Raw genomic sequence first — 26,086 nt, forward strand, 5'->3', positions numbered from 1 at the left:
TATCAGTTCATGGCGCGAGAACATCGCGGTCCGCCATGATCGCCTCGATGACGCGCTGGGCAAACATGCGCCCGCCGCGTTCCTGGCCGAGCCTGCTTCGCAAGTCGCCCGTTGTCTCGGCGGCAAGGGCTTCCTGCAACCGCGCGGCCAGGTCGCCGCTCCAGATGTCCTGCAAACCTCCCATGCGCAGATAGTTTTCCGGCCCAGGTGCGAACACCGGATTGCTGGCCGCCAGTTCGGTCAGCCGTTGTTCCGACACCTTGGTGATGCGCGCCATTGCCGGCAATCCCATTACCCGGATGGTGGCGTCGGGCAGGGCGTAACAGGCGTCGGCCATCAGGCCGCTGGTGATGAAGCCGCCCGACAGCGCCTGGTCGTACACCAGCGCGATCACCTTGTGGCCCTGGCGGCGCGCCAGTTCGACGCACTTGCCGAGGTGGGCCATGTAGCTGTTGATGCCCAACATCTCGTCGCGGTGGCGCAGGCGCTGGCCTGCCGTATCGACCAGCATCAGGATCGGCCGGCGCGGATGCTCGCGCACCGTTTGCAGCACGAAGCGCGCTTGCGCCAGCGCGATTTCGACGCCGATCGGGGCGTGACCGGTGGTGCCCACCACGGCGATGGTTTGCGCGCCTGACTGCGCGCTGCCGGACAGGAAATTGTCAAGCTCGGTCAAGCTGTGACCGAGCGGGAACATGGCGTTTGCGCGTGTTTGCCAATCCATCAGCGGCCTCCCAGTCGGCGGGGGCTTGCGACGGCGACAAACTGCGCCGCGTCCAACATCGGTATCGCGGCCGGCTGTTCGACGCCCAGCGCCGCCCAGATCTCGAGCGGGTCGGACATGGCGCCGAAGCGTTCGATCCGCTCGCCCAGCATCGCTTGCTCCTGGTCGAGTTCGGCCAGGCAGAGAAAGGTCGGCTGCGCGCGGCAAGCGGCGATCGCCGCCTGGCGGAACTCGGCCACTGAGTCGCTCACGATGGCCTGACAGTCGCCCAGCAGGTAGCGATGCTTGCCGCCAGTGGTGCGCCACACCAGCGCCCGGTCGCGCGAGTCGAATTCTTCGACGCCACTGGCCGTTTCAATCACTTCCGGCCCTGACATCGCCAGCCGTCCTTCTTCCGACATCACGATCGCATTGGTGCAGCGGGCAACGATGCCCATGCCGCCGAAGACGCCATTGCTGCCGCCCGCCAGCGTCACCACGGCGACGCCGGCCGCGCGCGCATCGAGCACGGCGCGCATGACTTCGGAGACGGCAATCAGGCCGGCATTGGCCTCGTGCAGCCGCACGCCGCCGCTTTCCAGCAGCAGCAGCACCGCACCAATCTTCTCCGTGACGGCGCGCCGCAGCAGGCCGACCAGCTTGGCGCCATGGACTTCACCGACGGCGCCGCCCATGAAGCCACCTTCCTGGGCAGCGGCGAACACCGTCTCGCCATCCAGGAAGGCGCGGCCGACCACGACGCCGTCGTCGAACGCCACCGCCGCGTCGAGCTGGCCCAGGTGCGGACTGATGACGCGCGATGCTGGCGGCAGGAATTCGACGAAGCTGCCGGGGTCGAACAGGCGTTCGATGCGCTCGCGTGCGGTCGATTCGAGGTAGCTGTTCACGTAGTTGTTCACGACAGCGCTCCCAGCATCGTCTCGACCGCCTGGTCCAGCCGCAGGCTGACCACGGCCGGGGTAGCGCCCATATCGTTGATGGCGATGCTGGCGTCCATCAGTTGCCAGCGTTCGTGAAAATCGAGCATCACCGCCTGCCAGGTCGCGCCGAAGCCGGCGGCGGCGGTCTTGATCTCGACCGTGCAGGCGCCGCCCTGCGGCATTGACTCGATCAGCACTTCGAGGTTGCCCGAGCCGACCACCCCGACCACCCGGGGTTGCGGCGGCAGCGCACGTGTGCCGTTCTCGAACCGATATGTCAGCGTTTCCATTTCTTTGTTCCTTGCCCTAAAGTTCCTTACCAGTTGCGAAAGCGGCGCGGTGGCGAATACAGCCCGCCGGACGCGCGCACCAGGTCTTTCATGTTCCTGGCGGCCAGCAGGTCGCGCGTGGCGAGCCGCTTGTCGACGCCGAGGTCTTCGGCGCGCACAATGATGCCACGGTCGCGCAGGTTCTCGACCATGCGTTTGTCGCGCGCCATGCCGACCGGGGTGTAGCCGGCAACGCCTCGGATCGCCTGTTCGCGTTCCTCGTCGCTACGGCACAGCAGCAGGTTGGCGATGCCTTCCTCGGTCAGGATGTGAGTGACGTCGTCGCCGTAGATCATCACCGGCGGGATCTCGAAGCCGGCCTGCTCGGCCAGTTCCCATGCGTCGAGCCTGTCGACGAAGGCCGGCTGCATGTGTTCGCGGAACGTCTCGACGATCTGCACCACCAGCTTCTGGCCGCGCGGGATGGTGTTGCGCCCTTCGCGTGCCTGGCGCCCGGCTTTCAGCCATGCCGGGCTGGCATGGCGGCGCCCGCGCGCGTCGGCGCCCATGTTTGGCGCGCCGCCGAAGCCGGCGATGCGGCCGAGGGTCGCGGTCGACGAGTTGCCCTGCAAATCGATCTGCAGGGTCGAGCCGATGAACATGTCGCAGGCGTAGTGGCCGGCTGCCTGGCACATGGCGCGGTTGCTGCGCATGCTGCCGTCGGGCCCGACCGCGAACACGTCGGGCCGTGCACGGATGTAGTCTTCCATGCCGAGTTCCGAGCCGAAGGAATGGACCGACTCGACAAAGCCGGCCTCGATCGCCGGGATCAGGGCCGGATGCGGATTGAGCGCCCAGTGGCGGGCGATCTTGCCGCGCAATCCCAGCGATTCGGCGTAGGTCGGCAGCAGCAGTTCGATCGCCGCAGTGTCGAAGCCGATGCCGTGGTTGAGGCGTTCGACGCCGTATTCGGCATAGATGCCCTTGATCGCCATCATCGCCATCAGCACCTGGATTTCCGAGATCAAGGCCGGATCGCGGGTAAACAGCGGCTCGATGTAGTACGGCTCGGGCGAGCAGACCACGAAGTCGACCCAGTCGCCCGGGATGTCGACGCGCGGCAGAACGTCCATGATGCGGTTCACCTGGACGATGACGATGCCGTTCTTGAACGCCGTCGCTTCGACGATCGGCGGCGTGTCTTCGGTGTTCGGCCCGGTGTACAGGTTGCCGTGGCGGTCAGCCGCTTCGGCGGCCACCAGGCACACCCGCGGCGGCAGGTCGATGAAGTAGCGGCTGAACAGTTCCAGGTAAGTATGGATGGCGCCGATATTGAGCTGGCCGGACGCCACCAGTTTCGCCACCCGGGCGGCCTGCGGCCCGGAGAACGAGAAGTCGAGCTTTGATGCGATGCCGCGCTCGAACACGTCGAGGTGCTCCGGCAGGGCCAGCACCGACTGCAGCATGTGCAGGTTGTTGATGCGGTCCGGATCCAGCCCCGCCAATGCCTTGCCAAGGAAGTCGGCCTGCTTCTGGTTGTTCCCCTCCAGGCAGACCCGGTCGCCGCATTCGAGTACGTTGTGCAGCAAGTCCTTGATGCGCGCGCCCGGTACCGCCTTGCCGTCGAGGGCGGCGCCGAGCACGCTGCGCGCGCGCGCCAGGCGGCCCGCGCGGTTCGACTGTAGCGTATCCCACACCCTCGACGGCGCGCTCATTACTTCGCTCCCATCATCACGTTCGGCAAGGTAGTGGCGATGCCCGGGAACAGGCAAAGCAGGACCACCGCGACGAACATCAGGCCGACGAATGGCATGACTCCCCAGATGACGTCCTTGAGCGGGATGTCGGGGGCGATGTTCTTGATGACGAAAATGTTCAGGCCGACCGGCGGGTGGATCAGCCCCATTTCCATCACCACCGTCATGACGATACCGAACCAGATCAGGTCGAAGCCGGCCGCCTTCAGAGGCGGCAAAATGATCGGCGCCGTCATCAGGATGATCGACACCGGCGGCAGGAAGAAGCCGAAGCCGACCACCATCAGGAGGATCACCGTCAGCAGCATCCAGCGCGACAGGTGCATGTCGACCACCCACTGCGCGGCCGACTGGCTGATGTGCAGGTAGCTCATGACGTAGGAATAAAACAGCGACATGCCGATGATCAGCAGCAGCATGGTCGATTCCTTGATCGTTGACGTGAGGATTGGCGCCAGGTCCTTCGGCCGCCAGACCTGGTACACCACCGCGATCAGCACCATCGCCAGCAGCGCGCCCAGGCCCGCGGTCTCGGACGGCGTGGCGTAGCCTCCATACAGGGCCACCATCACGCCGATCAGGAGGATGATGAAAGGCAGCACGCGCGGCAGCATCTCGACTTTTTGCTTCAGCGTGAAATGCTCGGTCTCGAGATAGGCCGACTTTGCGCCGCCGCCCTCGAACAGCACCAACGCCATCGCATACTCCTTGCGGGCGCGGTACACCGCATAGCCGGCGAACAATCCGACCAGCAGCAGGCCGGGGCCGATCCCGGCGAGGAACAGGCGGCCGAGCGATTGCTCGGCGGCGACCGCGTAGAGGATCATCGTGATCGACGGCGGCAGCAGGATGCCGAGGGTGCCGCCGGCGGCGATGATGCCGGCGGCGAATCCGGGCGAGTAGCCGCGCTTGCGCATTTCGGGAATCCCGGCCGAGCCGATCGCCGAGCAGGTCGCCGGCGACGAGCCCGCCATCGCAGCGAATAGCGCGCAGGCGAAGACGTTGGCAATGCCCAGCCCCCCCGGCACCTTGTGCAGCCAGGTGTGGATGGCCGAGTACAGGTCTTTGCCGGCCGGCGACTTACCGATCGCGGCGCCCTTCAGGATGAACAGCGGGATCGACAGCAAGGTGATCGAGGCCATCTCTTCATACACGTTTTGGGTGACCGTGTCGAGCGAGGACGTCGGCATGAAAAAATACATGAACCCGGTGGCGACGACGCCGAGTGCGAACGCAATCGGCATTCCGGAAAACATCACGACGATCGTGACCGCGCCGTACAGGGCGCCCAGAGTCAGGTCGCTCATCGCGCGCTCCGCTTGTTGGTAACATGGGTCAATACCTGGACCAGAATCTGCAAGGTCAGCATCGACATCCCAAACGCCATCATCGCGTACGGAATCCACAGCGGCGGGGCGAAGGTCGAGGAAGTGGTCATGCCGTCGGCCCAGGCTTCATGCCACAGCGTCCATGACTTCCACGAAAAGAAGGCGCAGAACAGGCAGGAGATGGCGTCGACGAACAACTGCCGTGCCGCGTTCACCCGCGGCGACAGCAGAGAGGACAGCGCCTCGATGCCGATGTGGCCGCGGTAGGACTGGACGTAGGCGGTACAGAAGAACGTCACGCCGACCAGCATGAACACCGATGCCTCGTCCTGCCAGTCGGTGGGGACGTTGAAAAAATAACGGCTCACCACAGAGTAGGTCAGGACCAGCGCGGTGAGGGCCATCGCCCCCATCGACACCTTCAGCAGCAGGGTGTTGAAACGGTCCAGCACCAGCGAAAACCCGGCCAGCGTCGGTTGGTCGGGAACTGCCGGCCCGATGGCCGGCCCCAATTCGAAGCCATGACTCATAGCGTCTTCTCCGCCAGCGCCAACAGGTTGGCGCAGTTGGCGTTCTTGTCGCCGTAGTCTTTCCATGCGGTGGTGCGGGCGATCGCCTGCCACTTCTTGACCTGGGCCGGGGTCAGGTCAACCACTTTGGCGCCGACCTTCTGGTACACCGCCGCGACCGCCGAATCGTCCAGTTGGGCCGACTTGCGGGCGAAAGTCTCCATCTCGGCGCCGACGGCCATGACGACCGACTGCTGTTCCTTTGTCAGTTTGTCGAACACGGCTTTCGACATCATCAGCGGCTCGAACATGAACCAGTAGGCGCTGTTGCGGCCAGTGGTGAGCGCCTTCGACACTTCTTCGAGACGGAACGAGATCAACGACGTCGACGAGGTCAGGGCGGCGTCCATCGCGCCGGTCTGCATGGCGGCGTAGATTTCGTTGGAAGGCAAGCTCACCACGGCGGCGCCGGCCGCTTTCAGGATCAGGTCCATCTCGCGCGAGCCGCCGCGCACCTTCATGCCACGGGCATCTTCCGGTTCGATGATCGGCTTGGTGCGCGAGGCAACGCCGCCAGCCTGCCAGATCCAGCTGATCACGACAATTCCTTTTTCGAGCAATATGCGGTTCAGTTCCTTGCCTACTTCGGCGTTCTTCCAGCTGTAGCCTTGTTCGTAAGAGGTGACCAGGCCCGGCATCAGGCCGATGTTCACCTCCGGCACTTCACCGCCGGCATAGGACAGCGGCACCAGCGACATGTCGAGCGCGCCCTTGCGCATGGCCGAGAACTGCGAATTGGTCTTCATCAGCGAAGAACCTGGATAGATCTCGAATTTCAGGCTACCCTTGCTGCGTTTCTCGACTTCGGCGGCGAACATGCGGCACAAACGGTCGCGGAAATCCCCCTCGGAGACTGTGCCGCCGGGGAACTGGTGCGAGATTTTCAGGGTGCTGGCCTGGGCCCAGGCGCTGCTACCCAGCCACAGCGGGGTGGTGGCGATTGCACCCAGAATAGTTCTACGATTCATTACCGACATGTCATCCTCCAAGATGTTTTATACGGACCAGGGATAATCCATGCACACGCTTCGAAATGTCGTATGCAATATTCTTTTTTATGTATACAAGAATATTCCTATAAAATACGTTGTCAAGTCAATTTGAACTTATATACTTAACAATCACATACAGCAGTTGGGTTTACCATGAAAAGCCGTTCCGAGGAACTGCGCGAAACGATCGAGGAAATGATTGCGGTGGGGACGTTGGCGCCTGGCCAGCACCTGGACGAAACGGAACTTGCAACCAGGTTCGGGGTGTCGCGCACGCCGATTCGCGAAACCCTGATCCAGCTGGCGTCGATGGGGCTGGTGGTGATCCGCCCGCGGCGCGGCGCAGTCGTGGCCGAACTTGGGCCGCGGCAACTGGTCGAGATGTTCGAGGTGATGTCGGAGCTGGAGGCGACCTGCGCCCGGTTGGGCGCGCGCCGCATGACGCCGCTTGAACAGCAGGCCTTGCTCGACGCGCATGAAGAGTGCAAGATCGCCAGCGTTGCCAAGGATCCGGACGACTACTACTACAAGAACGAAGCGTTTCACTACGCGATTTACGCCGGCAGCCACAACCAGTTCCTTATCGACCAGGCACGCAGCCTGTCCCGCCGGCTGCGTCCTTACCGCCGCCTGCAGTTGCGCGTGCGCGACCGCCTGCCTACCTCGTTCGCCGAGCACGACGGGCTCGTGCAGGCGCTCATCGACGGCAATGGCGAGCTGGCCGCCCAGCGGGCGCGCGACCATGTGATGATCCAGGGCCAACGCTTTACAGACCTGATGGCGTCGCTGCCGCAATTGACCGCCGCGGCAAGTTAGCCTTCAACTTCAAGGCAGACAGCCACGGCTTCGCTTTTGCCGGCCCGTCGACATTGCTTACAGCCAGCCGGATTTTCTGAAGCGGTAGTGCAAATAAGCGCATGTCACGAAGACGCTTGAAAGCGCCAGCGGATACCCAAACTTCCACTTGAGCTCGGGCATGTGCTCGAAATTCATTCCCCACACACCGACCATGCCAGTCGCCGCGGCGAAGATGGCGGCCCACGCGGCGAGCCGCTTGTTGACGCTGTTGTCGTCCAGGCTGATCATTGACAGATTGACCTGGATTGCTGTGCTGATCGTATCGCGGATGGAATCGATGGCAGTGTTGATCCGGTGAAGGTGATCATGGACGTCACGGAAATACTCGGTGGTATTGGCCACGATATGCGGTACGCGGCCGCCATCCAGTTTTCCGACCGCTTCCATCAACGGCGCGACGGCATGCTTGAACAGCACAACTTTTCTTTTCAACTGGTACAACTGCTCCAGCGTGGACCGATGGGCGGGTGAGGCGAAAATTTGTTCCTCAATTTGCCAAAGCTCCGCTTCCAGTGCGTCGACCACGGGAAAATAACGATCGACGATCGCATCCATCAGGGCGTAAAGAATAAATGCCGGCCCCTGTTTCAGGTGCTGTGTCTCGCGCTCACAGCGCGCACGCACCTCGGCAAATCCTTGATCGTAATTGTTGCGGTTTGACAGGACATAAGTTTCACCGACAAATACATCGATCTCACCTATGTGCATGACATGGTCGATCAGTTCGACGGAATGGATAACGGCGAACAGTGAATCGCCGTATTCCTCGATCTTGGGGCGTTGATGCCCTACACGCGCGTCCTCGACGGCGAGCTCGTGTAAGCCAAACTCGTACTGCATTTCGGCCAACTCCTCCGGCTCAGCATCTTTCAGAGCAACCCACACGAAGCCTTTTGGCAAAATGATGAACTCGCTGATGTCCACAACCGGAATATCTGATAATTTTTTGCCGTCCTGGTAGGCAACGCAATTGATGAGCATGAGTTCTTTCGAGTAAAAGGGCTAAATTTTGCCGACAGTTTACACCCAAGCTCTTCAGGCAAGGCCAGGCAATACGGCTCGTATGGCAGCAGCACCGGCACGGTGTATTGCTGCTGCCGGAGGGCGCGATGTTTGCGGTGCCGGCAAAGCGCCAGGCCGTCGATCGCGCGTGAATGCTGCTCGGCAAAGCCGATCAACAGCGCGGCGCCGAGACTGTGCCCGATCAGCACCGGTTTGTCGAGCTTGCCTGTTCTCGACTACAATCCGGCTCCCGCATCACTGCGCACGAAAGCTGTCATGGCGCCCAGTACTTTCCAAAATTTCCGCGTCGCCGTGATCGGCGGCGGTCCGGCCGGCTTGATGGCGGCCGAGGTGCTCAGCCAGGCTGGCGTGCGTGTCGACCTGTACGATGCGATGCCGTCGAGCGGGCGCAAGTTCCTGCTGGCGGGCAAAGGCGGCATGAACATCACGCATGCCGAACCGGCCTTCGACTTCGTCCAGCGCTACGGCGCGCGCGCCGGGGAAGTCGGCACATGGCTGGCGGAGTTCGATGCGCAAGCGCTGCGCGACTGGATCCACGGCCTGGGCATCGCGACGTTTGTGGGCACCTCCGGCCGCGTGTTCCCGGCCGATATGAAGGCGGCGCCGCTGCTGCGCGCCTGGCTGCACCGGCTGCGCGCGGCCGGCGTGCAGTTCCACATGCGCCATCGCTGGCTCGGCTGGCAGGGCGGCCAACTGGTGTTCTCCAGCCCCGCGGGCGAGCACCAGGTAGCGGCCGATGCGGTGATCCTGGCGTTGGGCGGCGGCAGCTGGGCGCGGCTCGGCTCGGACGGCGCCTGGGTCGGTGTGCTGGAGCGCATGTCGTCCGGGGTGGCGGTGGCGCCGTTGGTGCCGTCGAATTGCGGCTTCGACGCTGACTGGAGCGCGCATTTCAGCAGCCGCCATGCGGGCGCGCCGCTCACCACGGTGGCGATCGAATCGACCGGGCCTGATGGCCGCCAGGTGCGCCGCCGGGGCCAGTTCGTGATCACCGCGGGCGGCGTCGAGGGCAGCCTGATTTATGCATTGTCGGCGCCGCTGCGCGATCAGATCGCCGAGCGCGGCAGCGCCACCATCTACCTTGACCTGGCGCCGGATTTTTCCGCCGAACGGGTCGCGGCGGACGTCGCGCACCCGCGCGGCGCGCGCTCGATGTCGAGCCACCTGCAAAGCCGGCTCGGCATCAAGGGCGTCAAATCGGGTTTATTGCGCGAGTGCCTCACAAAAGAGGCGTTTTCGGATCCTGTCCAACTGGCGCAAGCCATCAAGCGCCTGCCGGTAGTGCTCAAGCGCACGCGCCCGTTAAATGAAGCGATCAGCAGTGCCGGCGGTATTTGCTTCGAGGCCATGGAGGAGGGCACGCTGATGCTGCATCGCTTGCCGGGGGTGTTCGCCGCGGGCGAAATGATCGACTGGGAAGCGCCGACCGGCGGCTACCTGCTGACGGCCTGCTTTGCCAGCGGGAGAGTTGCTGCGCGCGGTGCGCTGACGTGGCTGGAACGGGTAAAAAACTAGCTCAAGGCTCGAAACTGACGTCGCCAGAGCCGTCGCGGCTGACGTTGCGCTCTGGCGGCGCGCCGTGCACCTTGACGTCGCCGCTGCCGCGCAAGGTGACGTTGACTGACTTGATGGCGCTGACGACGGCGTCGCCCGACCCCATCAACTGCAGGTCGACCCGGTCGGCGCCGAGGTGGCGGGCGTCGATGTCGCCCGACCCGGTCAGCTCGGCCTTGAACTGGCGCGCCGAGCCGACCACGGTCAGCTTGCCCGAACCGATCACCGCCGTTTCGACCTTGTCGCTGGCGCCGCCGTTCATTTCGAGTTCGCCGCTGCCGTGAATGGCGGCCTTGACATGCTTGAAGCGGCCGTTGAACTTGACATTGCCTGAGCCGTTGAGCTCGACCTCGATGCGCTCGCCGTTAAAGCCGTTGATGGTGCTGTCGCCGCTGCCGCGCACGTTGATGTCTTCGATCGACGGCAGTACCAGGATGACCTGCAGCGGCTGGCGGTGATGCAGCAGCATGCCGACGGTATCGATGTGCAGCGTGCCGTCGTCGCCGATGGTCGTGTCGATATTGCCCAGCAGGCGCTGCTCGCCGCGTACCACCAGCGACGCCACGGCGCCCTGGCGCAGCGTCAGGTCGATCGGCCCGCCCAGGTCGATCGCGCGCACCGGCTTGCCGACGCCGCGATTTTCGCTTTGCACGGTGCGGCCGGCCTGGTTCGACGGCGCGCTGATGCCCTGGGCCCGCAGCATGCTGTAGGTCAGGCCGATCAGTAAAAACGCCAGCACCAGCAGGCCCAATCCGGTTTTCATCAGTGCGCGCATGTCGTGCTCCTTTGGTTCAATTGCCTTTGAGCAGGGAAAAATTCATGTCGATGTAGCGCTTGATGCCGACGATGGTGTACTGCGTCACGACAAGGCTCAGCAGGAACAGGATGATCGCGCCCACCACCATCGACAGGCCGATCACGGTCTGGGTGGTGCGCGCGCCGGCGTCCATGCCGGTCGAGATGCGAATGCCGCGTTCTGCCATCGCTTCGGCGCGCTTGATCACCGGCGCGCTGGCGGCGTCGTCACGGCCGGCGTCAGCCGCTGTCTCGCTTGCGGTCTCGTTTGCGGTCTCCTTTGCGGTCCCGCTCCGGTTGGCTGGCAGCGGCAGCGGTTCGGCGATGTTTTCCTCGAATATGTGGACGCCTTCTTCGTCGATCCTCACCTTGGTCTGGGCTTTCGAACTGCCGGCATCGTCGTCGCTGGAAATGAAATGGCGCAGCGGCCCGCCCAGCACCAGCTCGTTGGCGCCGGACAGGCCGCTCGCCGTGATGGCAATGCCGGCGACGTAAAAAGCCAGCGCGCAGGCGTACATCGTCGCCAGCAGCGAGGCGTAGACGATCGCCGGCACCACCATGAACAGGTTGAAAATGGCCAGCCCGAGCGCCGACACGAGCAGGCGCGCCAGCTTGTAGGGGCTGCGCTTTTGCTCGAAGCTGGAAAGGTGGGCGTTGGCGCGCAAGGTCATGGCGATCTTTTTTGGATCGTCCAGTTCGCGCGCGATGTCGGTGTCGGCGCGCCCCAGTGCCATGCCGTCGACGAAGCGCTGTTCGTAGTAAGCCAGCGTCTTGGCCTGCAGCTCAGGCGGCAAGCCGGTCAGGGCCCGCTTCAGCGCGTCGAGATATTCAAGCTTACCCATGATAAATTTCCGTTATTGGCTGCGCTGGCGCCGTCACATCGCACGTGTTGCCGCAGGCGATGGTGCCGATGGTGCCGATGGTGCTACTGTAGCGGCGCGACCGCAGTGCCACCATCGGCATGCGACGGGCTGCAATTTTGGCGGCGCAGGCGACAGCAGGGGGCGACGACCGCATACGCCTCATGCCGCCGATGACCTTGTCGGCTTTGCCGCCCCTGGCGCAATCGTCTCTGTTGCCGCCGCTGCGCCGCTGCGGACAGCCGCTTCGAGCGTTGCCGGATAGTCACTTTCGGTGTAATCGCCGGCCAGCACCAAGCCGGGCAGGCCGCTGGCGGTGGGCACGCGCTGCAGGCCGGGAGTACAGGCAAAGGTGGCGCGTTTTTCGGTGATGACCTGGCTCCATGCGGGAGAGGCCAGCTCGGGACGGCCGAACAATGCCGCCAGTTGGGCGGCAATCGCCTGCGCCAGCACGGCCTGGTCCAGCGCCGCCGCCGCGCTCGAGGCGCTCACCACCACCGAGCACAGGCCGGCCTGGCCGCCATCGAGCTGGCCGCGGTCGAACACGAACTGGCCCCAGTGGCCAATGGCCGGGTCGTCCGGCAGCGCATAGAACGGCCGGCCGAGCTGCATGGCGGCGGCATATTGCAGGTAGCACGTGGTGATCGGCTCGTAGTCGAAGGCGGCCAGTCTGGCCGGAATGTCGCCGAGCGGCAGGCCGTCCAGCAGGGTCAAAGCGGCCGGCGGCGCCACCGCCAGCACCACCGCGTCGAACAAGGCGCTGCTGTTGCCGCCGACCGCCTTGCCGGTCGCGTCGATCCGCCAGCTGCCGCCTTCGCGCAGCAGGGTGGTCACCTTGGCGCCGCAGCGCACTGCGCCGCCGTGCTGTTCAATAAAGCGCGATGCCGCGCCGGGAAACAGGGCGTGCAGGTCGAGCCGCGGCAGCAGCATGTCGGAAGCGGCGCGGCCGGCACCTAAACTGTCGCGCAGCACGGCCAGGAACACCCTGGCCGAGGCGTATTCGGGCGGCGTGTTGAGCGCCGCCAGGCACAGCGGGCGCCACATCAGCTGCACCAGCCGCGCCGTCTGGTCGAAACGCTCGAGCAGTTCTGCCACGCTGCAGTCGACGTTGAGCTGCCAGCCCATCCAGCGCGCGCTACTCGAAAACCGCGCCAGGGCCATCTTGTCGGCCAGCCCCAGGCCTTTGGCGCGCAGCAGCGCCACGACCAGGTGCCAGGGTGCGGGCAGGCGCGGGGCGACGAAATCCATGCCGCCGCTCAGGTTTGGGTAACGCATCTGCAGGGGCAGGTTCAGCAGCGCCGTTTTCGGCTCGATGCCAACCCGGCGCAGCAGGCGAAACGTGCCGGTGTAGGCGCCGAGCAGGATATGCTGGCCGTTGTCGAGCATGCGCCCGCGCACTTCGATTGCGCGCGCGCGTCCGCCCAGCGTGCGCGTTGCCTCGAACAGCGTGACGCTGCAGCCGGCGGCGGCCAGTTCGACCGCCGCCGCGCAGCCGGCCCAGCCGCCGCCGATGACGGCAACCCGTTTGCCCGCCTGGCCGGCCGTGTTCAGCTTAGCCACGAATGTAGGTTTTCCACGCCAGCCACAATTTGCGCACCGGCGTGAGCGAAATGCGCTGAGTCAGCACGTGGTAATTGTCGCGCTCGATTTCGCCCAGCAGCGCGCGGTAGATCGCCGCCATCATCAGGCCGGGACGCTGAGCCCGCCGGTCCTGCGCCGGCAGCAGGGCGAAGGCGTCGTCGTAGGCTTGGCTAGCACGCGCCACCTGGAACCGCATGAGCGACTCGAACTTGTCGCTGTGACGGGCGTTCAGCAGGTCGGCGGCGGTCACGCCGAACTGCTGCAGCTCGTTGACCGGCAGGTAGATGCGTCCCTTGCGGGCGTCTTCGCCGACGTCGCGGATGATGTTCGTCAGCTGGAAGGCGAGACCGAGTTTTTCGGCATACTCCAGGGTGCGCACATCGGTCACGCCGAAGATGCTGGCCGACAGGATGCCCACCACGCTGGCGACGTGCCAGCAATACGATTTCATCGCCGGAAAGTCGAGGTAGCGGGTCTGGTTCAAGTCCATCTCCATGCCGTCGATAATTGCCTGCATGTGCTTTTCTTCGAGCCGGTAGGCTGCCAGGTGCGGCTGCAGCGCCTGCATCACCGGATGCGTGCCCACGCCGTTGTACATGTTCGACACTTCGGCGCGCCACCAGGCCAGCTTGATGCGGGCGATCGATTCGTCGGTGCAGTCGTCGACCGTATCGTCGACTTCGCGGCAAAACGCATACAGCGCCGTGATCGCGCGCCGCCGCTCGGGCGGCAGGAACAGGAAGCTGTAGTAGAAACTGGAGCCGCTCTGGACGGTTTTTTGTTGGCAGTATTCGTCGGGGGACATGGTCAAAAGTGCAATGGATGGCAAATCGGAGCCGCTATTCTATAGGCATGCGGGCTTGGGGTGAGGTGGGGTCCGGGTTTTTGCAGCAATTTCAAGCGCGGCGCATCCCGGGGTTCATCCATATTGCGCGCCAGCCGAGCAGCAGCCAATCGGCCCCGCGCAGTGCGGGCCGGCGCGCAAACACGTCGTAATCGACCCGCTCGATCGCCTCCAGAATGCGCAGGCCGCCTTGCACCACCAGCCGCAGTTCCCAGCCGATCCGTCCGGGCAGGCGCAGCGCCAAGGGCGCACCCGACAGCAGCAGCGCGCGGGCGCGCGCCACTTCGAAGGCCATCAGCGCGCGCCAGCGCGGGTCGAGTGGATCGAAGGGGACCAAGTCGAGCTGGGCCGGCGTCACGCCGAAGCGCGCCAGATCCTCCAGCGGCAAATAAATGCGCTCCTTTGTGCGGTCGACGGCGACGTCCTGCAGGAAGTTGATCAGCTGGAGGGCAGAGCAGATCGCATCCGAATCGCGCACATTGTCGCCATCGGCAGCGCCATACAGGGACAGCATCAGCAAACCGACCGGGTTGGCCGAGCGCCGGCAATAGTCGAGCAGTTGGCCGAAATCGGGGTAGCGCTTGACGACGACGTCCTGTTTGAAAGCCGACAGCAGGTCGTAAAACGGCTGCAGCGGCAGGCGGTGCGCGTCGATGACCCCCGCCAGGCGCCGGAACAGTGGATCGGCCCCGGGTTCGCCCCGTTTGACGCCGCCAAGTGCTTGTTCGTAGCGTTCGAGCGCGGCCAGCCGTTCGCCAGGTGCTGCATCGCCCTCATCGGCGATGTCGTCGGCGCTGCGGGCGAAGGCGTAAATCGCCTCGACGGCCGGCACCAGCTTCCTCGGCAACAGGAAAGAGGCAACAGGAAAGTTTTCGTAGTGGTCGACGGGCATGAGGAATCGATGTCGGTAGAATAAGGCTGAACAGGGCATTTGCGCCACGGTGCCGTGTTGCAACTTGCAGAGCGAATAATAAAGGAAAACAGCAGGTTAAAGGAAAACAGCAGGTGCGCCCGATTGCGTGCCGGCAGGATCGCGTTTTTGTTGACGCCGCGCCTGGCGGACGAAAAAAGCCCTGTCGTGTCAGAAAATCCAGTAAAATACCGGGTTGAAGTTGTAGCCGCTATTAATGTAGATGCAATGTAAATGTGCAAGGTAGTGCAGGGCGGCCGGTTTTATTGTCGGGCGCCCTTAGTTTTTTCCGCCGGAAAGTAACATGCCGGCCGACCAAATGCATCCGGTACAATCCGGCTGCGATCCCGCGAGGATGGCGAAATTGGTAGACGCACCAGGTTTAGGTCCTGACGCCAGCAATGGTGTGGGGGTTCGAGTCCCCCTCCTCGCACCACGAATATATTGACACTTTTTTTGGACGATTTTTACAATGGCAACTGCAGTCGAAACCCTGGGTAAACTCGAGCGTCGCATGACGATCTCTTTTCCGCTGGCCGACGTCCGTACGGAAGTTGAAAAGCGCTTGAAACAGCAGGCCAAAACGGCCAAGGCGCCTGGCTTCCGTCCAGGCAAGGTTCCTCTGAAGATGGTCGCGGCACAATACGGCTACCAGATCGAATCGGACGTCCTGAACGACAAGGTCGGCCGTGCCTTCAGCGAGGCAGCCAACGAGAACCAGCTGCGCGTTGCAGGCTACCCGAAAATCGACGCCAAGGATGACAGTCCGGAAGGCCTGCTGACGTTCGACGCCACGTTCGAAGTTTACCCGGAAGTGGCCGTCGGCGACCTGGCCGCGGTGGAAATCGAAATCGTCAAGGCCGACGTCTCGGACGCCGAAATCGACAAGACCATCGAAATCCTGCGCAAGCAACGCGTGCACTACCACACCAAGGGTGAAGCCGGCGAGCACGGCGACGGCGGCGCGCCGCTGGCTGCAGCCGGCGACCGCGTGACGGTCGACTTCACGGGCATCATCGACGGCGTCGAATTCCCAGGCGGCAAAGCAGACGACTACGCCTTCGTGCTCGGCGAAGGCCGCATGCTGCCCGAGTTCGAAGCGGCCACGATTGGCCTGAAAGTAACCGAGGCGAAGACTTTCGACCTGGCGTTCCCCGAGGACTATCATGGCAAGGACGTGGCCGGTAAAACTGCCCAGTTCACCATCACGCTGAAACAGCTCGAGTGGGCGCACCTGCCGGCGGTCGACGCCGAATTCGCCAAGTCGCTGGGCATCGAAGACGGCGACGCCGAAAAAATGCGTGCCGACATCAAGGTCAACCTCGAGCGCGAAGTCGCCGGCCGCGTCAAGGCGCGCAACAAGGAAGCCGTGATGGACGCCCTGGTCAAGGTCACCGACATGGAAGTGCCGAAAGTGATGATCGCCCAGGACTCCGAGCGACTGGCCGAAATGACGCGCCAGGACATGACCCAGCGCGGCATGGATGTCAAGAACATGCCATTCCCGCAAGAACTGTTCGCCACCAAGGCCGAGCGCCGCGTACGCCTCGGGCTGATCCTGTCGCAACTGGTGTCGGAAAACCAGCTGCACGCGACCCAGGAACAGGTCAAGGCCCAGATCGAAGATTTCGCCCAAAGCTACGAAGATCCGAAAGAAGTGCTGAAGTACTACTACGGCGACCGCCGGCGTCTGGCGGAAGTCGAGGCCCTTGTTTTGGAAGAAAACGTCGTCAACTATGTGCTCGGTAAGGCGAAAGTAACGGCAAAAGCAGTTGCCTTCGACGAATTGATGGGAAGCAACGCACAAGCTTAAAAATATTTTAAGCTCCAGTCAGATAACGAAGAAGGAAGACAGCCATGAACCATAATCCGGCATTGGACACACAAGCTCTCGGCCTGGTGCCGATGGTAGTCGAGCAGAGCGGCCGCGGCGAACGCGCCTACGACATCTACTCGCGCCTGTTGAAGGAACGCGTGATTTTCATGGTCGGCCCGGTCAATGACCAGATGGCCAATTTGATCGTCGCCCAGCTGCTGTTCCTGGAAAGCGAAAATCCGGACAAGGATATTTCGCTCTACATCAATTCGCCCGGCGGCTCGGTGTCTGCCGGCCTGGCGATCTTCGATACCATGAACTTCATCAAGCCGGACGTGTCGACGCTGTGCACCGGCATGGCCGCCTCGATGGGCGCCTTCTTGCTGGCCGCCGGCGCCAAGGGCAAGCGGTTTTCGTTGCCGAACTCGCGCATCATGATTCACCAGCCGTCGGGTGGCTCGCAAGGCCAGGCGTCGGACATCGAAATCCAGGCCAAGGAAATTTTGTACCTGCGCGAGCGGCTCAACAAGATCCTGGCGGACGCCACCGGCAAGACGATCGAGCAGATCCACAAGGATACTGACCGTGACCGTTTCATGTCCGGAGACGAAGCGGCCGACTACGGCCTGATCGACAAAGTGTTGACCAGCCGGGCTTGATGTCCGGACAACGTAATTGCTGAAAACGCCCGGGCGCCACAACGTTCGGGCGTTTCTTTTTTATTTCGGGTAGCATGGTAGCCACCAGCGCTTCGTTGCGCATCCCGAATAAGCGTTAAATTTGTAGCAATCTAATAGAAACCTGCCCCATGTCAGACAAAAAATCCTCCAGCGGCGAAAAACTCCTGTACTGCTCGTTCTGCGGCAAGAGCCAGCACGAGGTCAAGAAACTGATCGCCGGACCTTCCGTGTTCATCTGCGATGAGTGTATCGACCTGTGCAACGACATCATTCGCGACGAGACCTCGAACGTCGAGACGGTGACCGGCGGTGCCAAGTCGGATCTGCCGACGCCGCACGAAATCGCCGGCCTGCTCGACCAATACGTGATCGGTCAGCAAACTGCCAAGCGCATCCTGTCGGTGGCGGTGTACAACCACTACAAGCGCCTCAAGCACCTTGGCAAGAAAGACGACGTCGAACTGGCCAAAAGCAACATCCTGCTGGTCGGGCCGACCGGTTCGGGCAAGACCTTGCTGGCGCAAACCCTGGCGCGTATGCTCAACGTACCGTTTGTGATCGCCGACGCCACCACCCTGACCGAAGCCGGCTATGTGGGCGAGGACGTCGAGAACATCATCCAGAAGCTGCTGCAAAGCTGCAACTACGAGGTCGAAAAAGCCCAGCGCGGCATTGTCTACATCGACGAGATCGACAAGATTTCGCGCAAGTCGGACAATCCTTCCATCACGCGCGATGTTTCGGGCGAAGGCGTGCAGCAAGCCTTGCTCAAGCTGATCGAAGGCACCATGGCGTCGGTGCCGCCGCAGGGCGGGCGCAAGCACCCGAACCAGGACTTCGTGCAGATCGACACGACCAACATCATGTTCATCTGCGGTGGCGCCTTCGACGGCTTGGTCAAGATCATCCAGAACCGCTCCGAAAAAAGCGGTATCGGCTTCTCGGCCAGCGTCAAGAGCCAGGCCCAGCGTGACAGCAGCGAAATCCTGCTCGAAGCCGAGCCGGAAGACCTGATCAAGTTCGGCCTGATTCCGGAACTTGTCGGTCGTCTACCGGTCGTAGCTACCCTGAGCGAGTTGACCGAAGACGCGCTGATCCAGATTCTGGTGGAGCCGAAGAATGCGCTGATCAAGCAGTATTCGAAGTTGCTTGAAATGGAAGGTGCGGAACTTGAAATCCGTCCGGCCGCAATGCATGCGATTGCAAAGAAAGCATTGGCGCGCAAGACCGGCGCACGTGGTTTGCGCTCGATCCTGGAACATGCTTTACTCGATGTCATGTACGAATTGCCAAACCAGCAGAATGTCATCAAAGTCGTCATTGATGAAAACACGATCACGAATGGCGCCAAACCTCTGCTTATTTATAGCGAAACCGCCAAGGCATCCGGCGAAAATTGAAAATTAGCCGCACGGACACAACAAAAAGGGCTGCGTCCTTTAATTCTTGGCGGTACAATTTATCTCAATAAAAGAAGCAGGCTTCAATCGAAAAGCCACTCGCGGCGCCTGTCGCGCGGTGGCTTTTTTATTTGATGCTTTTAAACCTTTTGGACCAGCCGGTAATACTCGTAGCAATTTGATTATTTAATTAGATTACCAGGCAAACTATTTTTTGCCGCCCGGCCTTGTTTTCAGGCAGCGAGTGCCAACATCGTATTCACGCTTTCTATAAGGTATGCCATGACAACTTCCAAATTAACCGAGCAAACGACGCTGCCGTTACTGCCGTTGCGCGACGTGGTCGTCTTCCCGCATATGGTAATACCCCTGTTTGTCGGGCGTCCCAAATCGATCAAGGCGCTCGAAGCCGCGATGGAACAGGGCAAGAGCATCATGCTGGCCGCGCAAAAAGCCGCCGCCAAGGACGAGCCGTCGGCAACCGACATCTACGAGATCGGTTGCGTCGCCAACATCCTGCAAATGCTGAAACTGCCGGACGGCACCGTCAAGGTGCTGGTCGAAGGCGCCCAGCGCGCCCGCATCAACCACATCAACGATTCGTCGACCCACTTCATCGCCGACCTGACCCCGATCGATTCGGAAACCGGCGACGATTCCGAAGTCGAGGCGATGCGCCGCGCGATCGTCCAGCAGTTCGACCAGTACGTCAAACTGAATAAGAAGATTCCGCCCGAAATCCTGGCTTCGCTGGCCGGCATCGACGACGCTGGCCGCCTGGCCGACACGGTTGCCGCCCACCTGCCGCTCAAGCTCGAGCAGAAGCAAGTAATACTCGAAATTTTCAACGTCGCCAAACGCCTCGAGCACCTGCTCGGCCAGCTCGAAGGCGAACTCGACATCCTGCAAGTGGAAAAGCGCATCCGCGGCCGTGTCAAGCGCCAGATGGAGAAATCGCAGCGCGAGTACTACCTGAACGAGCAGGTCAAGGCAATCCAGAAGGAACTGGGCGAGGGCGAAGACGGCGCCGACATCGACGAACTCGAGAAGAAGGTGATTGCCGCCAAGATGCCGAAAGAGGCACTCGACAAGGCCACCAACGAACTCAAGAAGCTCAAACTGATGTCGCCGATGTCGGCCGAAGCGACAGTTGTACGCAATTACATCGACACCCTGGTGAGCCTGCCATGGAAGAAGAAATCCAAGGTCAACAACGACCTGGCGAACGCCGAGAAAGTGCTCGACGGTGACCACTTCGGCCTCGACAAGGTCAAGGAACGCATCATGGAATACCTCGCGGTCCAGCAGCGCGTCGACAAGCTAAAGGCCCCGATCCTGTGCTTCGTCGGTCCTCCGGGCGTCGGCAAGACCTCGCTCGGCCAGTCGATTGCCCGCGCCACCAACCGCAAGTTCGTGCGGATGGCGCTCGGCGGCGTGCGCGACGAAGCCGAGATCCGCGGCCACCGCCGTACCTACATCGGCTCGATGCCGGGCAAGGTGCTGCAGTCGCTGGCGAAAGTAGGCGTGCGCAATCCGCTGTTCCTGTTGGACGAGATCGACAAGATGGGCGCGGACTTCCGCGGAGATCCATCGTCGGCGCTGCTCGAGGTGCTCGATCCGGAACAGAACCACACGTTTTCGGACCACTATATCGAAGTCGATTTCGACCTGTCGGACGTGATGTTCGTGGCAACGTCGAACTCGTATAACATCCCGCCGGCGCTGCTCGACCGGATGGAAGTGATCCGCCTGTCCGGTTACACCGAAGACGAAAAAACCAGTATCGCCCAGCGCTACCTGCTGCCCAAGCAGATCAAGGCGAACGGCCTGAAGGAAGACGAAATCAACGTCGCCGAATCGGCGCTGCGCGACATCATCCGTTACTACACGCGGGAAGCTGGCGTGCGTTCGCTCGAGCGTGAAATCTCGAAGATCTGCCGCAAGGTCGTCAAGATGCTACTGCTCAAAAAGTCGGATAAAAAAGTTCTCATCTCCAACAAGAACCTCGACAAGTTCCTCGGTGTGCGGCGCTACGATTTCGGCGTGGCCGAAAAGGAAAACCAGGTCGGCCAAGTGGTCGGCCTGGCATGGACCGAAGTGGGCGGCGACCTGCTGACGATCGAAGCGGTGCAGATGCCTGGCAAAGGCGTGGTGGTGCGTACCGGTACCCTGGGCGACGTCATGAAAGAGTCGATCGAAGCGGCCCGCACGGTGGTGCGTTCGCGCGCCAACCGCCTTGGCATCCGCAACGACGTATTCGAGAAGGCCGACATTCACATCCACGTGCCGGAAGGGGCGACGCCGAAGGATGGTCCATCGGCCGGTGCGGCGATGACGGTTGCCCTGGTGTCGGTGTTTACCGGCATCCCGGTACGCGCCGACGTGGCGATGACGGGTGAAATCACGCTGCGCGGCGAAGTGCTGCCGATCGGCGGCCTGAAAGAAAAGCTGCTGGCAGCTCACCGCGGCGGCATCAAGACGGTCCTGATCCCCGAGCAAAACGTCAAGGACCTCGCCGAGATTCCTGATAACGTCAAGAACAAGCTCGAAATCGTCCCGGTACGCTGGATCGACAAGGTGCTTGAAATCGCGCTGGAGCGCCATCCCGTGCCGCTGGTGGAAACCGCAGCGCCGGCGCCGGCGGTGCCCGCAACGGCCCAGGTGGATGGCCAGACCGAGGTGGTCAAGCACTAGGGGCTGCGCACGCTCGCGTTAGCTATCCTGCTGCGGTAAAACAGGCGCCTTGATGGCGCCTGTTTTTTTTGCCCGGCGCAAAAGCGCACAGGGACAATGCTGAGATCGCTCTTGACACAAGGGGATGGCCGCTTGTTTAATACGGCCTGCGGATTTTTCCGCCGCGCTGTTCAGCGCGCAAACATGATGACGCGGTCTCGCGGCATCACACCACGTGACGGGGAACCGAGTGAATAAAACAGAACTGATCGAAGAAATCGCAAAGTCGGCGGACATTACCAAGGCCTCTGCCACGCGCGCGCTCGATGCCATGATGGAAGCGGTCACCACCACCCTGAAAAACAACGACAGCGTGACCCTGGTCGGCTTCGGCACCTTCACCGTCGGCGAACGCGCCGCGCGTATCGGTCGCAACCCGCGGACCAACGAAGCGATTAAGATTGCGGCGGCGAAAGTGCCGAAATTTAAAGCTGGCAAAGCGCTCAAAGATGCAGTAAACTAATTGCCTTCGGCGAGGTGACAATCGTCGATACTGATCGGCCTCGCGGCCGGGCAGGCAGTACAATGTATTTTCGGGAGTGGTAGTTCAGTTGGTTAGAATGCCGGCCTGTCACGTCGGAGGTCGCGGGTTCGAGTCCCGTCCGCTCCGCCAGAAAATATACGAAGATAAGGAGTGGTAGTTCAGTTGGTTAGAATGCCGGCCTGTCACGTCGGAGGTCGCGGGTTCGAGTCCCGTCCGCTCCGCCAAAGTATAAAAAAGAAAAGGCGAACGAGAGTTCGCCTTTTTTTTTGCAGTTTTTGTTTCTAATTTTTTTTGCAGTTTACGCGTGCAATCGCGCGCGTGCAGTTTAATCGCTTCCCCTCAAATCGGATTGGCTGATCAATGTTTGAATTTATTCGTACCCACAAGCGCCTGATGCAGATTTTCCTGATGTTGCTGATCGTGCCATCGTTCGTTTTTGTCGGCGTCAGCAGTTACGGGAACAAGGGCGACGACGCCAACGCGGTCGCCAGCGTCGACGGCCAGAAAATCACCCAGCAGGAATGGGAGCAGGCGCAGCGCCAGCAGATGGACCGTTATCGCGAAATGTACGGCGCGCAGTTCGACCAGAAGATGTTTGAAACGCCCGAAGCGAAGCAGGCGATCCTCGACAACCTGATCGCCGAGCGCGCGCTGGGCGGCGAAATCGCCCGCAACCACCTGACGATCACCGACGCCACGCTGGCCAAGCTCTACGCCGAGCAATTCAAGGGCGATGTCAACCAGTACAAGGCCGCCGCGGCGTCGCTCGGACTGACCACCACCGGGCTCGACGCGCGCGTACGGCGCGACATGGCAATGCAGCAGTTGAGCGGGGCCGTCCAATCGACCGCGTTCGCACCGCGCTCGGTCGCCACCCGCCTGTCGGACATCAACGACCAGGAGCGCGAGGTGCAGGAACTGCTGTTCCCGACCGCCGATTTCACCGCGCAGGTGAAGGTGACCGATGCGATGGTCAAGGCGTACTATGAAAAGAACGCGGCACTGTTCCTGGTCCCGGAGCAGGTCAAGGCCGAATACGTGCTGTTCACGCCGGAAATGGTCGAAGGCCAGGTCAGCGTGACGGACGCCGAAATCGCTGATTTCTACGGCAAAAACACGGCGCGTTTCACGACCCCGGAGCAGCGTATCGCCAGCCATATCCTGATCAACGCCAAAAAAGACGCGCCGGCAGCCGAAAAAACGGCAGCCCGCGCCAAGGCCGAAGCGATCCTCGCACAGCTGCGCAAGAATCCGGCCGAGTTCGCCACGATCGCCAAGGCGCAATCGCAGGACCCTGGTTCCGCTGAGCTCGGCGGCGACCTCGGCGCGGTCGAGAAGGGCGCGTTCGTCAAGCCGGTGGAAGAGGCGATCTACAGCCTCAAGCAAGGAGAAATCAGCGGCGTGGTGGAATCGGAATACGGTTTTCACGTCATCACCGTCACCGCCCTCAAGCCGGTGAGCACCAAGACGGCCGACCAGGCCAAGGAAGAGATCGCTGCCGAGCTGAAGAAGCAGAAATTGTCGAAGAAATATTCCGAGCTGGCCGAGGCGTTTGGCAACACCTTGTACGAACAATCGGACAGCTTGAAGCCCGCTGCCGACAAGCTGAAACTGCAGGTCCAGACGATCGACAACCTGACCCGCAAGCCGGCGCCGGCACTGGCTGCGGCGCCTTACAACAATCCCAAGTTCCTCGCTGCCTTGTTTTCCGATGATTCGCTGAAAAACAAGCGCAACACCGAAGCGGTGCAAGCCGGACCAAACACCCTGATTGCCGGGCGCATAGTCGAATTCCGCCCGGCCGCCAAGCGTCCTCTGCTGGAGGTCGACGCCGTCATCCGTCAGCGCGTGGCGCTCGAAGAGGCTGCCAGGCTCGCCGTCAAGGCGGGCGAGGCGAAAATCGCCGCCGCCAAGGCGTCGGGCGACGCCACCGGCTTCGGCGAGGCGAAAACGGTGTCGCGCACCAAGCAGCCGCCGTTCAATTCAACTGCCGCGATAGCAGTATTGAAAGCGGACGTCAGCAAGCTGCCGGCCTACGTTGGCGTGGAGTTGCCGGGCCAGGGTTACGGCGTGTATCGCATCGGCAAGGTGGCGCAGGCGGCAACGCCGGATGCGGCGCGGCGCCAGTCGGAAGTCGACCAGATCGCCGACGCCATCGGCCAGCAGGACATGTACGGTTACATCCAGGCGGTCAAGCAAAAGGCCAAGGTCAAGCTGTTGACCAAGCCGGCGGTGCAGGCAAGTACCCAGTAAGCGGGGCGCACGATAAAGGCTGTAACAAGGACAAAACAAGACCCGGACGCGAAAGCGGACCGGGTCTTTTTTCATGTCGCCGTCATGCGGGTCTGCCGGGTCTGCCGGGTCTGCGGGGCGTGACCGAAACAGCTTATCGGTTCGGCTGCGCACAGAATTTGCCCACGACAAGCGCTATGCTGGTAGCTCGTTCACTGCCGACAACGTCGTAAAGGAATCTATTATGTCCGACACCAACCATGCTACCCGGGTAGCCGAACTCGCCGCGAAGATCAAATCGGTCCGCTTTGCCATGTTTACCACGGTCGACCAGCATGGCCACCTGACCAGCCGGCCGATGACCAACCAGGAACTCGACGCCGACGGCGCCCTGTGGTTCTATACGTCCAGCGCAACCGACTTGTGGGAAAACATCGGCGCCAATCCGAAGGTGAACCTGGCCTTCGCCGAGCCGGCCGACAGCCTGTACGTGTCGATCAGCGGCATCGCCGAAAGGGTGGTCGAGCGCGACCGCATCCACGCCTTGTGGAATCCGATGGTGGCGGCCTGGTTCCCGAACGGCGTCGACGACCCCCATGTCGTGCTGGTACGGGTGGCCGCCCGCACGGTCCAATACTGGGACTCGAACGACAACAAGATGACGCAGGTGTTCGAGATGGCCAAGGCGGCCATTACCGGCACTCGTCCCGCCATCGAGCCTGGCGAGCACGGCAAGATTGCCCTGTAGAGAGCCGCTCGCTTCATTGCGCTCTGCGCCGAACTGGCGTGCTCGCCCGCATCGCAAAGTTCCGGGTGATACCGATATTGATATAGATCTCGCTAAATTTTTGATTGGAAAGTTATTCCTCCCGCTTTTACTATCTTGGAACCGGCCACCAACAAGTGCCAGCGCCAAGAAAAACTGGAGGAGTAGATGGCCGACATTAAGAAAGCGACGAAGCTGCGTTCGGCCGAATGGTTCGGCTCGCAAGACAAGAACGGCTTCATGTACCGCGTCGCGGCGTCAGCGGGCGCTGCAACGGCGTCAACTTCAAGGCCGTCGATCCAATCCTGCGCGTGCCACTGGCGCCGGGGTTCCACTTGGTCGACGCCTTTCGCAACTCCAGCGACAAAGCGCGCCACCTTTTTCGACACGTTGGCCGGATCCGGCCTGCCGCGCGCGCCTCGAGGGCGAACGTGGCCGTACAGCCACCATGCAAACAGTAATCGTCGAATCCAACCCGGGGTCAGGCCAAGCCGCCCGAACCCCACACGCGCCATTTGCGGCGCGCAAGGACAACATGCCTGACATCTTCAAGCACACCGCAGCCTTATTGGCCGCCTGCTGCGCCGCAAGTGGATGGGCCGCACCGGCAACACTGACCAGCCCGGATCGCCACATCGCGGTGGCGGTGTCCGTCACGCCGCAAAAGACTTTGGCCTGGTCGGTCACGCGCGACGGCAAGCCGGTGATCCTCCCATCCTTGCTCGGACTCGAACTGGAAGGCGCCGATCTGGCCCGCGGGCTGCGCCTTGCCAACGTGTCGCCGGTGCGTGCGGTCAGCGAGCGTTACCATGGCAGTCGGCAAGAAGCGCGGCTTTGTCGCGTTGTTGATCGAAAAAATGAGATGCTCTCCGAAAGGTACAGCGCCCTCAAACTGGACGGACCTGTACTGCCAGCGCATAAAATTGATCGGCGAACGACGTCATATTTGTGCCATCGGTCGTGAACTGGCCCTTGCGGATCATGTGCAGGAGTT

23 protein-coding genes, 3 tRNA genes and 2 pseudogenes are annotated in these 26,086 nt (G+C 62.1%); 13 read left to right on the plus strand and 15 right to left on the minus strand.

The genetic code is table 11. The annotated features are described in order from the left end of the window. Window positions 1-7: 7 nt before the first annotated feature. The 7 genes from mdcE to CR103_RS16045 are packed head-to-tail and all read right to left on the minus strand — an operon-like array spanning window position 8 to window position 6,544. Window positions 8-724 (minus strand): biotin-independent malonate decarboxylase subunit gamma, encoded by a 717-nt coding sequence (mdcE, locus tag CR103_RS16015; RefSeq protein WP_099916951.1) that lies wholly within the window; start codon window positions 722-724, stop codon window positions 8-10. After that, window positions 724-1,611 carry a biotin-independent malonate decarboxylase subunit beta gene (locus CR103_RS16020; RefSeq protein WP_099916977.1) on the minus strand — a complete coding sequence of 296 codons (888 nt, stop codon included), beginning with the start codon at window positions 1,609-1,611 and terminating at the stop codon, window positions 724-726. The genes mdcE and CR103_RS16020 overlap by 1 nt, the downstream gene beginning before the upstream one ends. A gap of 8 nt (window positions 1,612-1,619) precedes the next feature. Next, complete coding sequence (mdcC, locus tag CR103_RS16025; protein ID WP_099916952.1) at window positions 1,620-1,934, minus strand: malonate decarboxylase acyl carrier protein; 315 nt, start codon at window positions 1,932-1,934, stop codon at window positions 1,620-1,622. A gap of 26 nt (window positions 1,935-1,960) precedes the next feature. Then, window positions 1,961-3,628 (minus strand): malonate decarboxylase subunit alpha, encoded by a 1,668-nt coding sequence (mdcA, locus tag CR103_RS16030; RefSeq protein ID WP_099916953.1) that lies wholly within the window; start codon window positions 3,626-3,628, stop codon window positions 1,961-1,963. Further along, window positions 3,628-4,977, minus strand: coding sequence for a TRAP transporter large permease (locus CR103_RS16035; protein ID WP_099916954.1), 1,350 nt, complete (start codon window positions 4,975-4,977; stop codon window positions 3,628-3,630). The genes mdcA and CR103_RS16035 overlap by 1 nt, the downstream gene beginning before the upstream one ends. Continuing rightward, window positions 4,974-5,528: a TRAP transporter small permease gene (locus CR103_RS16040; protein WP_099916955.1), complete on the minus strand. Its 555-nt coding sequence runs from the start codon at window positions 5,526-5,528 to the stop codon at window positions 4,974-4,976. The genes CR103_RS16035 and CR103_RS16040 overlap by 4 nt, the downstream gene beginning before the upstream one ends. Then, entirely contained in the window at window positions 5,525-6,544 is a 1,020-nt protein-coding gene (locus CR103_RS16045) for a TRAP transporter substrate-binding protein (RefSeq protein ID WP_099916956.1), read from the minus strand. Before CR103_RS16045 ends, CR103_RS16040 begins: the two co-directional genes overlap by 4 nt. Window positions 6,545-6,712: 168 nt before the next feature. Here CR103_RS16045 and CR103_RS16050 point away from each other — a divergent pair, with 168 nt between their 5' ends. Beyond that, window positions 6,713-7,375 (plus strand): GntR family transcriptional regulator, encoded by a 663-nt coding sequence (locus CR103_RS16050; RefSeq protein WP_099916957.1) that lies wholly within the window; start codon window positions 6,713-6,715, stop codon window positions 7,373-7,375. 57 nt (window positions 7,376-7,432) lie between these two features. Here CR103_RS16050 and CR103_RS16055 read toward each other — a convergent pair whose 3' ends face one another. Then, window positions 7,433-8,398 carry a magnesium and cobalt transport protein CorA gene (locus tag CR103_RS16055; protein WP_099916958.1) on the minus strand — a complete coding sequence of 322 codons (966 nt, stop codon included), beginning with the start codon at window positions 8,396-8,398 and terminating at the stop codon, window positions 7,433-7,435. 297 nt (window positions 8,399-8,695) lie between these two features. Here CR103_RS16055 and CR103_RS16060 point away from each other — a divergent pair, with 297 nt between their 5' ends. Beyond that, complete coding sequence (locus tag CR103_RS16060) at window positions 8,696-9,952, plus strand: TIGR03862 family flavoprotein (RefSeq protein WP_099916959.1); 1,257 nt, start codon at window positions 8,696-8,698, stop codon at window positions 9,950-9,952. A gap of 1 nt (window position 9,953) precedes the next feature. Here the strand turns inward: CR103_RS16060 and CR103_RS16065 are convergent, their stop codons facing one another. The 5 genes from CR103_RS16065 to hpnC all read right to left on the minus strand — a co-directional run bounded on the left by CR103_RS16065 (window position 9,954) and on the right by hpnC (window position 14,963). Then, on the minus strand, window positions 9,954-10,766 hold the full coding sequence (locus CR103_RS16065; RefSeq protein WP_099916960.1) for a head GIN domain-containing protein: 813 nt from the start codon (window positions 10,764-10,766) through the stop codon (window positions 9,954-9,956). Between the two features lie 16 nt (window positions 10,767-10,782). Next, a complete protein-coding gene (locus tag CR103_RS16070) occupies window positions 10,783-11,628 on the minus strand; it encodes a DUF1700 domain-containing protein (protein WP_099916961.1) in 846 nt (281 codons plus the stop codon). A 180-nt stretch (window positions 11,629-11,808) separates the two neighbouring features. After that, window positions 11,809-13,206, minus strand: coding sequence for a hydroxysqualene dehydroxylase HpnE (gene hpnE, locus CR103_RS16075; RefSeq protein WP_229443221.1), 1,398 nt, complete (start codon window positions 13,204-13,206; stop codon window positions 11,809-11,811). Beyond that, window positions 13,199-14,032, minus strand: a complete 834-nt coding sequence (gene hpnD / locus CR103_RS16080; RefSeq protein ID WP_099916962.1) for a presqualene diphosphate synthase HpnD — start codon at window positions 14,030-14,032, stop codon at window positions 13,199-13,201. The genes hpnE and hpnD overlap by 8 nt, the downstream gene beginning before the upstream one ends. A 91-nt stretch (window positions 14,033-14,123) precedes the next feature. After that, on the minus strand, window positions 14,124-14,963 hold the full coding sequence (gene hpnC, locus CR103_RS16085; protein ID WP_099916963.1) for a squalene synthase HpnC: 840 nt from the start codon (window positions 14,961-14,963) through the stop codon (window positions 14,124-14,126). Between the two features lie 367 nt (window positions 14,964-15,330). Between hpnC and CR103_RS16090 the strand changes: the two genes are divergently transcribed. From CR103_RS16090 to CR103_RS16135, 10 genes are all read left to right on the plus strand, one after another. Then, window positions 15,331-15,417 (plus strand) — tRNA-Leu (locus CR103_RS16090). A 36-nt stretch (window positions 15,418-15,453) separates the two neighbouring features. Continuing rightward, window positions 15,454-16,794: a trigger factor gene (tig, locus tag CR103_RS16095; RefSeq protein WP_099916964.1), complete on the plus strand. Its 1,341-nt coding sequence runs from the start codon at window positions 15,454-15,456 to the stop codon at window positions 16,792-16,794. A 44-nt stretch (window positions 16,795-16,838) separates the two neighbouring features. Continuing rightward, entirely contained in the window at window positions 16,839-17,456 is a 618-nt protein-coding gene (gene clpP, locus CR103_RS16100) for an ATP-dependent Clp endopeptidase proteolytic subunit ClpP (RefSeq protein WP_099916965.1), read from the plus strand. 149 nt (window positions 17,457-17,605) lie between these two features. Then, a complete protein-coding gene (clpX, locus tag CR103_RS16105) occupies window positions 17,606-18,877 on the plus strand; it encodes an ATP-dependent Clp protease ATP-binding subunit ClpX (RefSeq protein ID WP_099916966.1) in 1,272 nt (423 codons plus the stop codon). 282 nt (window positions 18,878-19,159) lie between these two features. Continuing rightward, entirely contained in the window at window positions 19,160-21,571 is a 2,412-nt protein-coding gene (lon, locus tag CR103_RS16110; RefSeq protein ID WP_099916967.1) for an endopeptidase La, read from the plus strand. A 214-nt stretch (window positions 21,572-21,785) separates the two neighbouring features. After that, the gene (locus tag CR103_RS16115) at window positions 21,786-22,073 is read left to right on the plus strand and encodes an HU family DNA-binding protein (protein ID WP_267874008.1); all 288 of its coding nucleotides are present in this window, start codon (window positions 21,786-21,788) and stop codon (window positions 22,071-22,073) included. Window positions 22,074-22,146: 73 nt separating this feature from the next. Then, window positions 22,147-22,223, plus strand: a tRNA-Asp gene (locus tag CR103_RS16120). Between the two features lie 18 nt (window positions 22,224-22,241). Continuing rightward, window positions 22,242-22,318: transfer RNA gene (locus tag CR103_RS16125), tRNA-Asp, on the plus strand. A gap of 136 nt (window positions 22,319-22,454) precedes the next feature. Continuing rightward, window positions 22,455-24,347, plus strand: coding sequence for a SurA N-terminal domain-containing protein (locus tag CR103_RS16130; protein WP_099916969.1), 1,893 nt, complete (start codon window positions 22,455-22,457; stop codon window positions 24,345-24,347). A gap of 223 nt (window positions 24,348-24,570) precedes the next feature. Further along, window positions 24,571-25,074, plus strand: a complete 504-nt coding sequence (locus tag CR103_RS16135; RefSeq protein ID WP_099916970.1) for a pyridoxamine 5'-phosphate oxidase family protein — start codon at window positions 24,571-24,573, stop codon at window positions 25,072-25,074. A gap of 92 nt (window positions 25,075-25,166) precedes the next feature. Here the strand turns inward: CR103_RS16135 and CR103_RS22780 are convergent, their stop codons facing one another. Next, the gene (locus CR103_RS22780; protein ID WP_180279418.1) at window positions 25,167-25,481 is read right to left on the minus strand and encodes a hypothetical protein; all 315 of its coding nucleotides are present in this window, start codon (window positions 25,479-25,481) and stop codon (window positions 25,167-25,169) included. Between the two features lie 146 nt (window positions 25,482-25,627). On the opposite strand from CR103_RS22780, the pseudogene CR103_RS24335 reads away from it, so the two are divergent. Then, window positions 25,628-25,873: pseudogene (locus CR103_RS24335) on the plus strand (glycoside hydrolase family 97 N-terminal domain-containing protein); the annotation flags it as partial. A 106-nt stretch (window positions 25,874-25,979) separates the two neighbouring features. Here CR103_RS24335 and CR103_RS24340 read toward each other — a convergent pair. Further along, window positions 25,980-26,086, minus strand: a pseudogene (locus CR103_RS24340) (IS6 family transposase); the annotation flags it as partial.

It is taken from the genome of Massilia psychrophila (assembly GCF_002760665.1).
Lineage (GTDB): Bacteria > Pseudomonadota > Gammaproteobacteria > Burkholderiales > Burkholderiaceae_D > JAFCUW01.

Excerpts from the sequence above, each read along its gene's own strand:
- mdcE (WP_099916951.1), bottom strand. The coding sequence starts at position 724 with ATGGATTGGCAAACACGCGCAAACGCCATGTTCCCGCTCGGTCACAGC.
- mdcC (WP_099916952.1), bottom strand. The coding sequence starts at position 1,934 with ATGGAAACGCTGACATATCGGTTCGAGAACGGCACACGTGCGCTGCCG.
- mdcA (WP_099916953.1), bottom strand. The coding sequence starts at position 3,628 with ATGAGCGCGCCGTCGAGGGTGTGGGATACGCTACAGTCGAACCGCGCG.
- CR103_RS16035 (WP_099916954.1), bottom strand. The coding sequence starts at position 4,977 with ATGAGCGACCTGACTCTGGGCGCCCTGTACGGCGCGGTCACGATCGTC.
- CR103_RS16040 (WP_099916955.1), bottom strand. The coding sequence starts at position 5,528 with ATGAGTCATGGCTTCGAATTGGGGCCGGCCATCGGGCCGGCAGTTCCC.
- CR103_RS16045 (WP_099916956.1), bottom strand. The coding sequence starts at position 6,544 with ATGTCGGTAATGAATCGTAGAACTATTCTGGGTGCAATCGCCACCACC.
- CR103_RS16050 (WP_099916957.1), top strand. The coding sequence starts at position 6,713 with ATGAAAAGCCGTTCCGAGGAACTGCGCGAAACGATCGAGGAAATGATT.
- CR103_RS16055 (WP_099916958.1), bottom strand. The coding sequence starts at position 8,398 with ATGCTCATCAATTGCGTTGCCTACCAGGACGGCAAAAAATTATCAGAT.
- CR103_RS16060 (WP_099916959.1), top strand. The coding sequence starts at position 8,696 with ATGGCGCCCAGTACTTTCCAAAATTTCCGCGTCGCCGTGATCGGCGGC.
- CR103_RS16065 (WP_099916960.1), bottom strand. The coding sequence starts at position 10,766 with ATGCGCGCACTGATGAAAACCGGATTGGGCCTGCTGGTGCTGGCGTTT.
- CR103_RS16070 (WP_099916961.1), bottom strand. The coding sequence starts at position 11,628 with ATGGGTAAGCTTGAATATCTCGACGCGCTGAAGCGGGCCCTGACCGGC.
- hpnD (WP_099916962.1), bottom strand. The coding sequence starts at position 14,032 with ATGTCCCCCGACGAATACTGCCAACAAAAAACCGTCCAGAGCGGCTCC.
- hpnC (WP_099916963.1), bottom strand. The coding sequence starts at position 14,963 with ATGCCCGTCGACCACTACGAAAACTTTCCTGTTGCCTCTTTCCTGTTG.
- tig (WP_099916964.1), top strand. The coding sequence starts at position 15,454 with ATGGCAACTGCAGTCGAAACCCTGGGTAAACTCGAGCGTCGCATGACG.
- clpP (WP_099916965.1), top strand. The coding sequence starts at position 16,839 with ATGAACCATAATCCGGCATTGGACACACAAGCTCTCGGCCTGGTGCCG.
- clpX (WP_099916966.1), top strand. The coding sequence starts at position 17,606 with ATGTCAGACAAAAAATCCTCCAGCGGCGAAAAACTCCTGTACTGCTCG.
- lon (WP_099916967.1), top strand. The coding sequence starts at position 19,160 with ATGACAACTTCCAAATTAACCGAGCAAACGACGCTGCCGTTACTGCCG.
- CR103_RS16130 (WP_099916969.1), top strand. The coding sequence starts at position 22,455 with ATGTTTGAATTTATTCGTACCCACAAGCGCCTGATGCAGATTTTCCTG.
- CR103_RS16135 (WP_099916970.1), top strand. The coding sequence starts at position 24,571 with ATGTCCGACACCAACCATGCTACCCGGGTAGCCGAACTCGCCGCGAAG.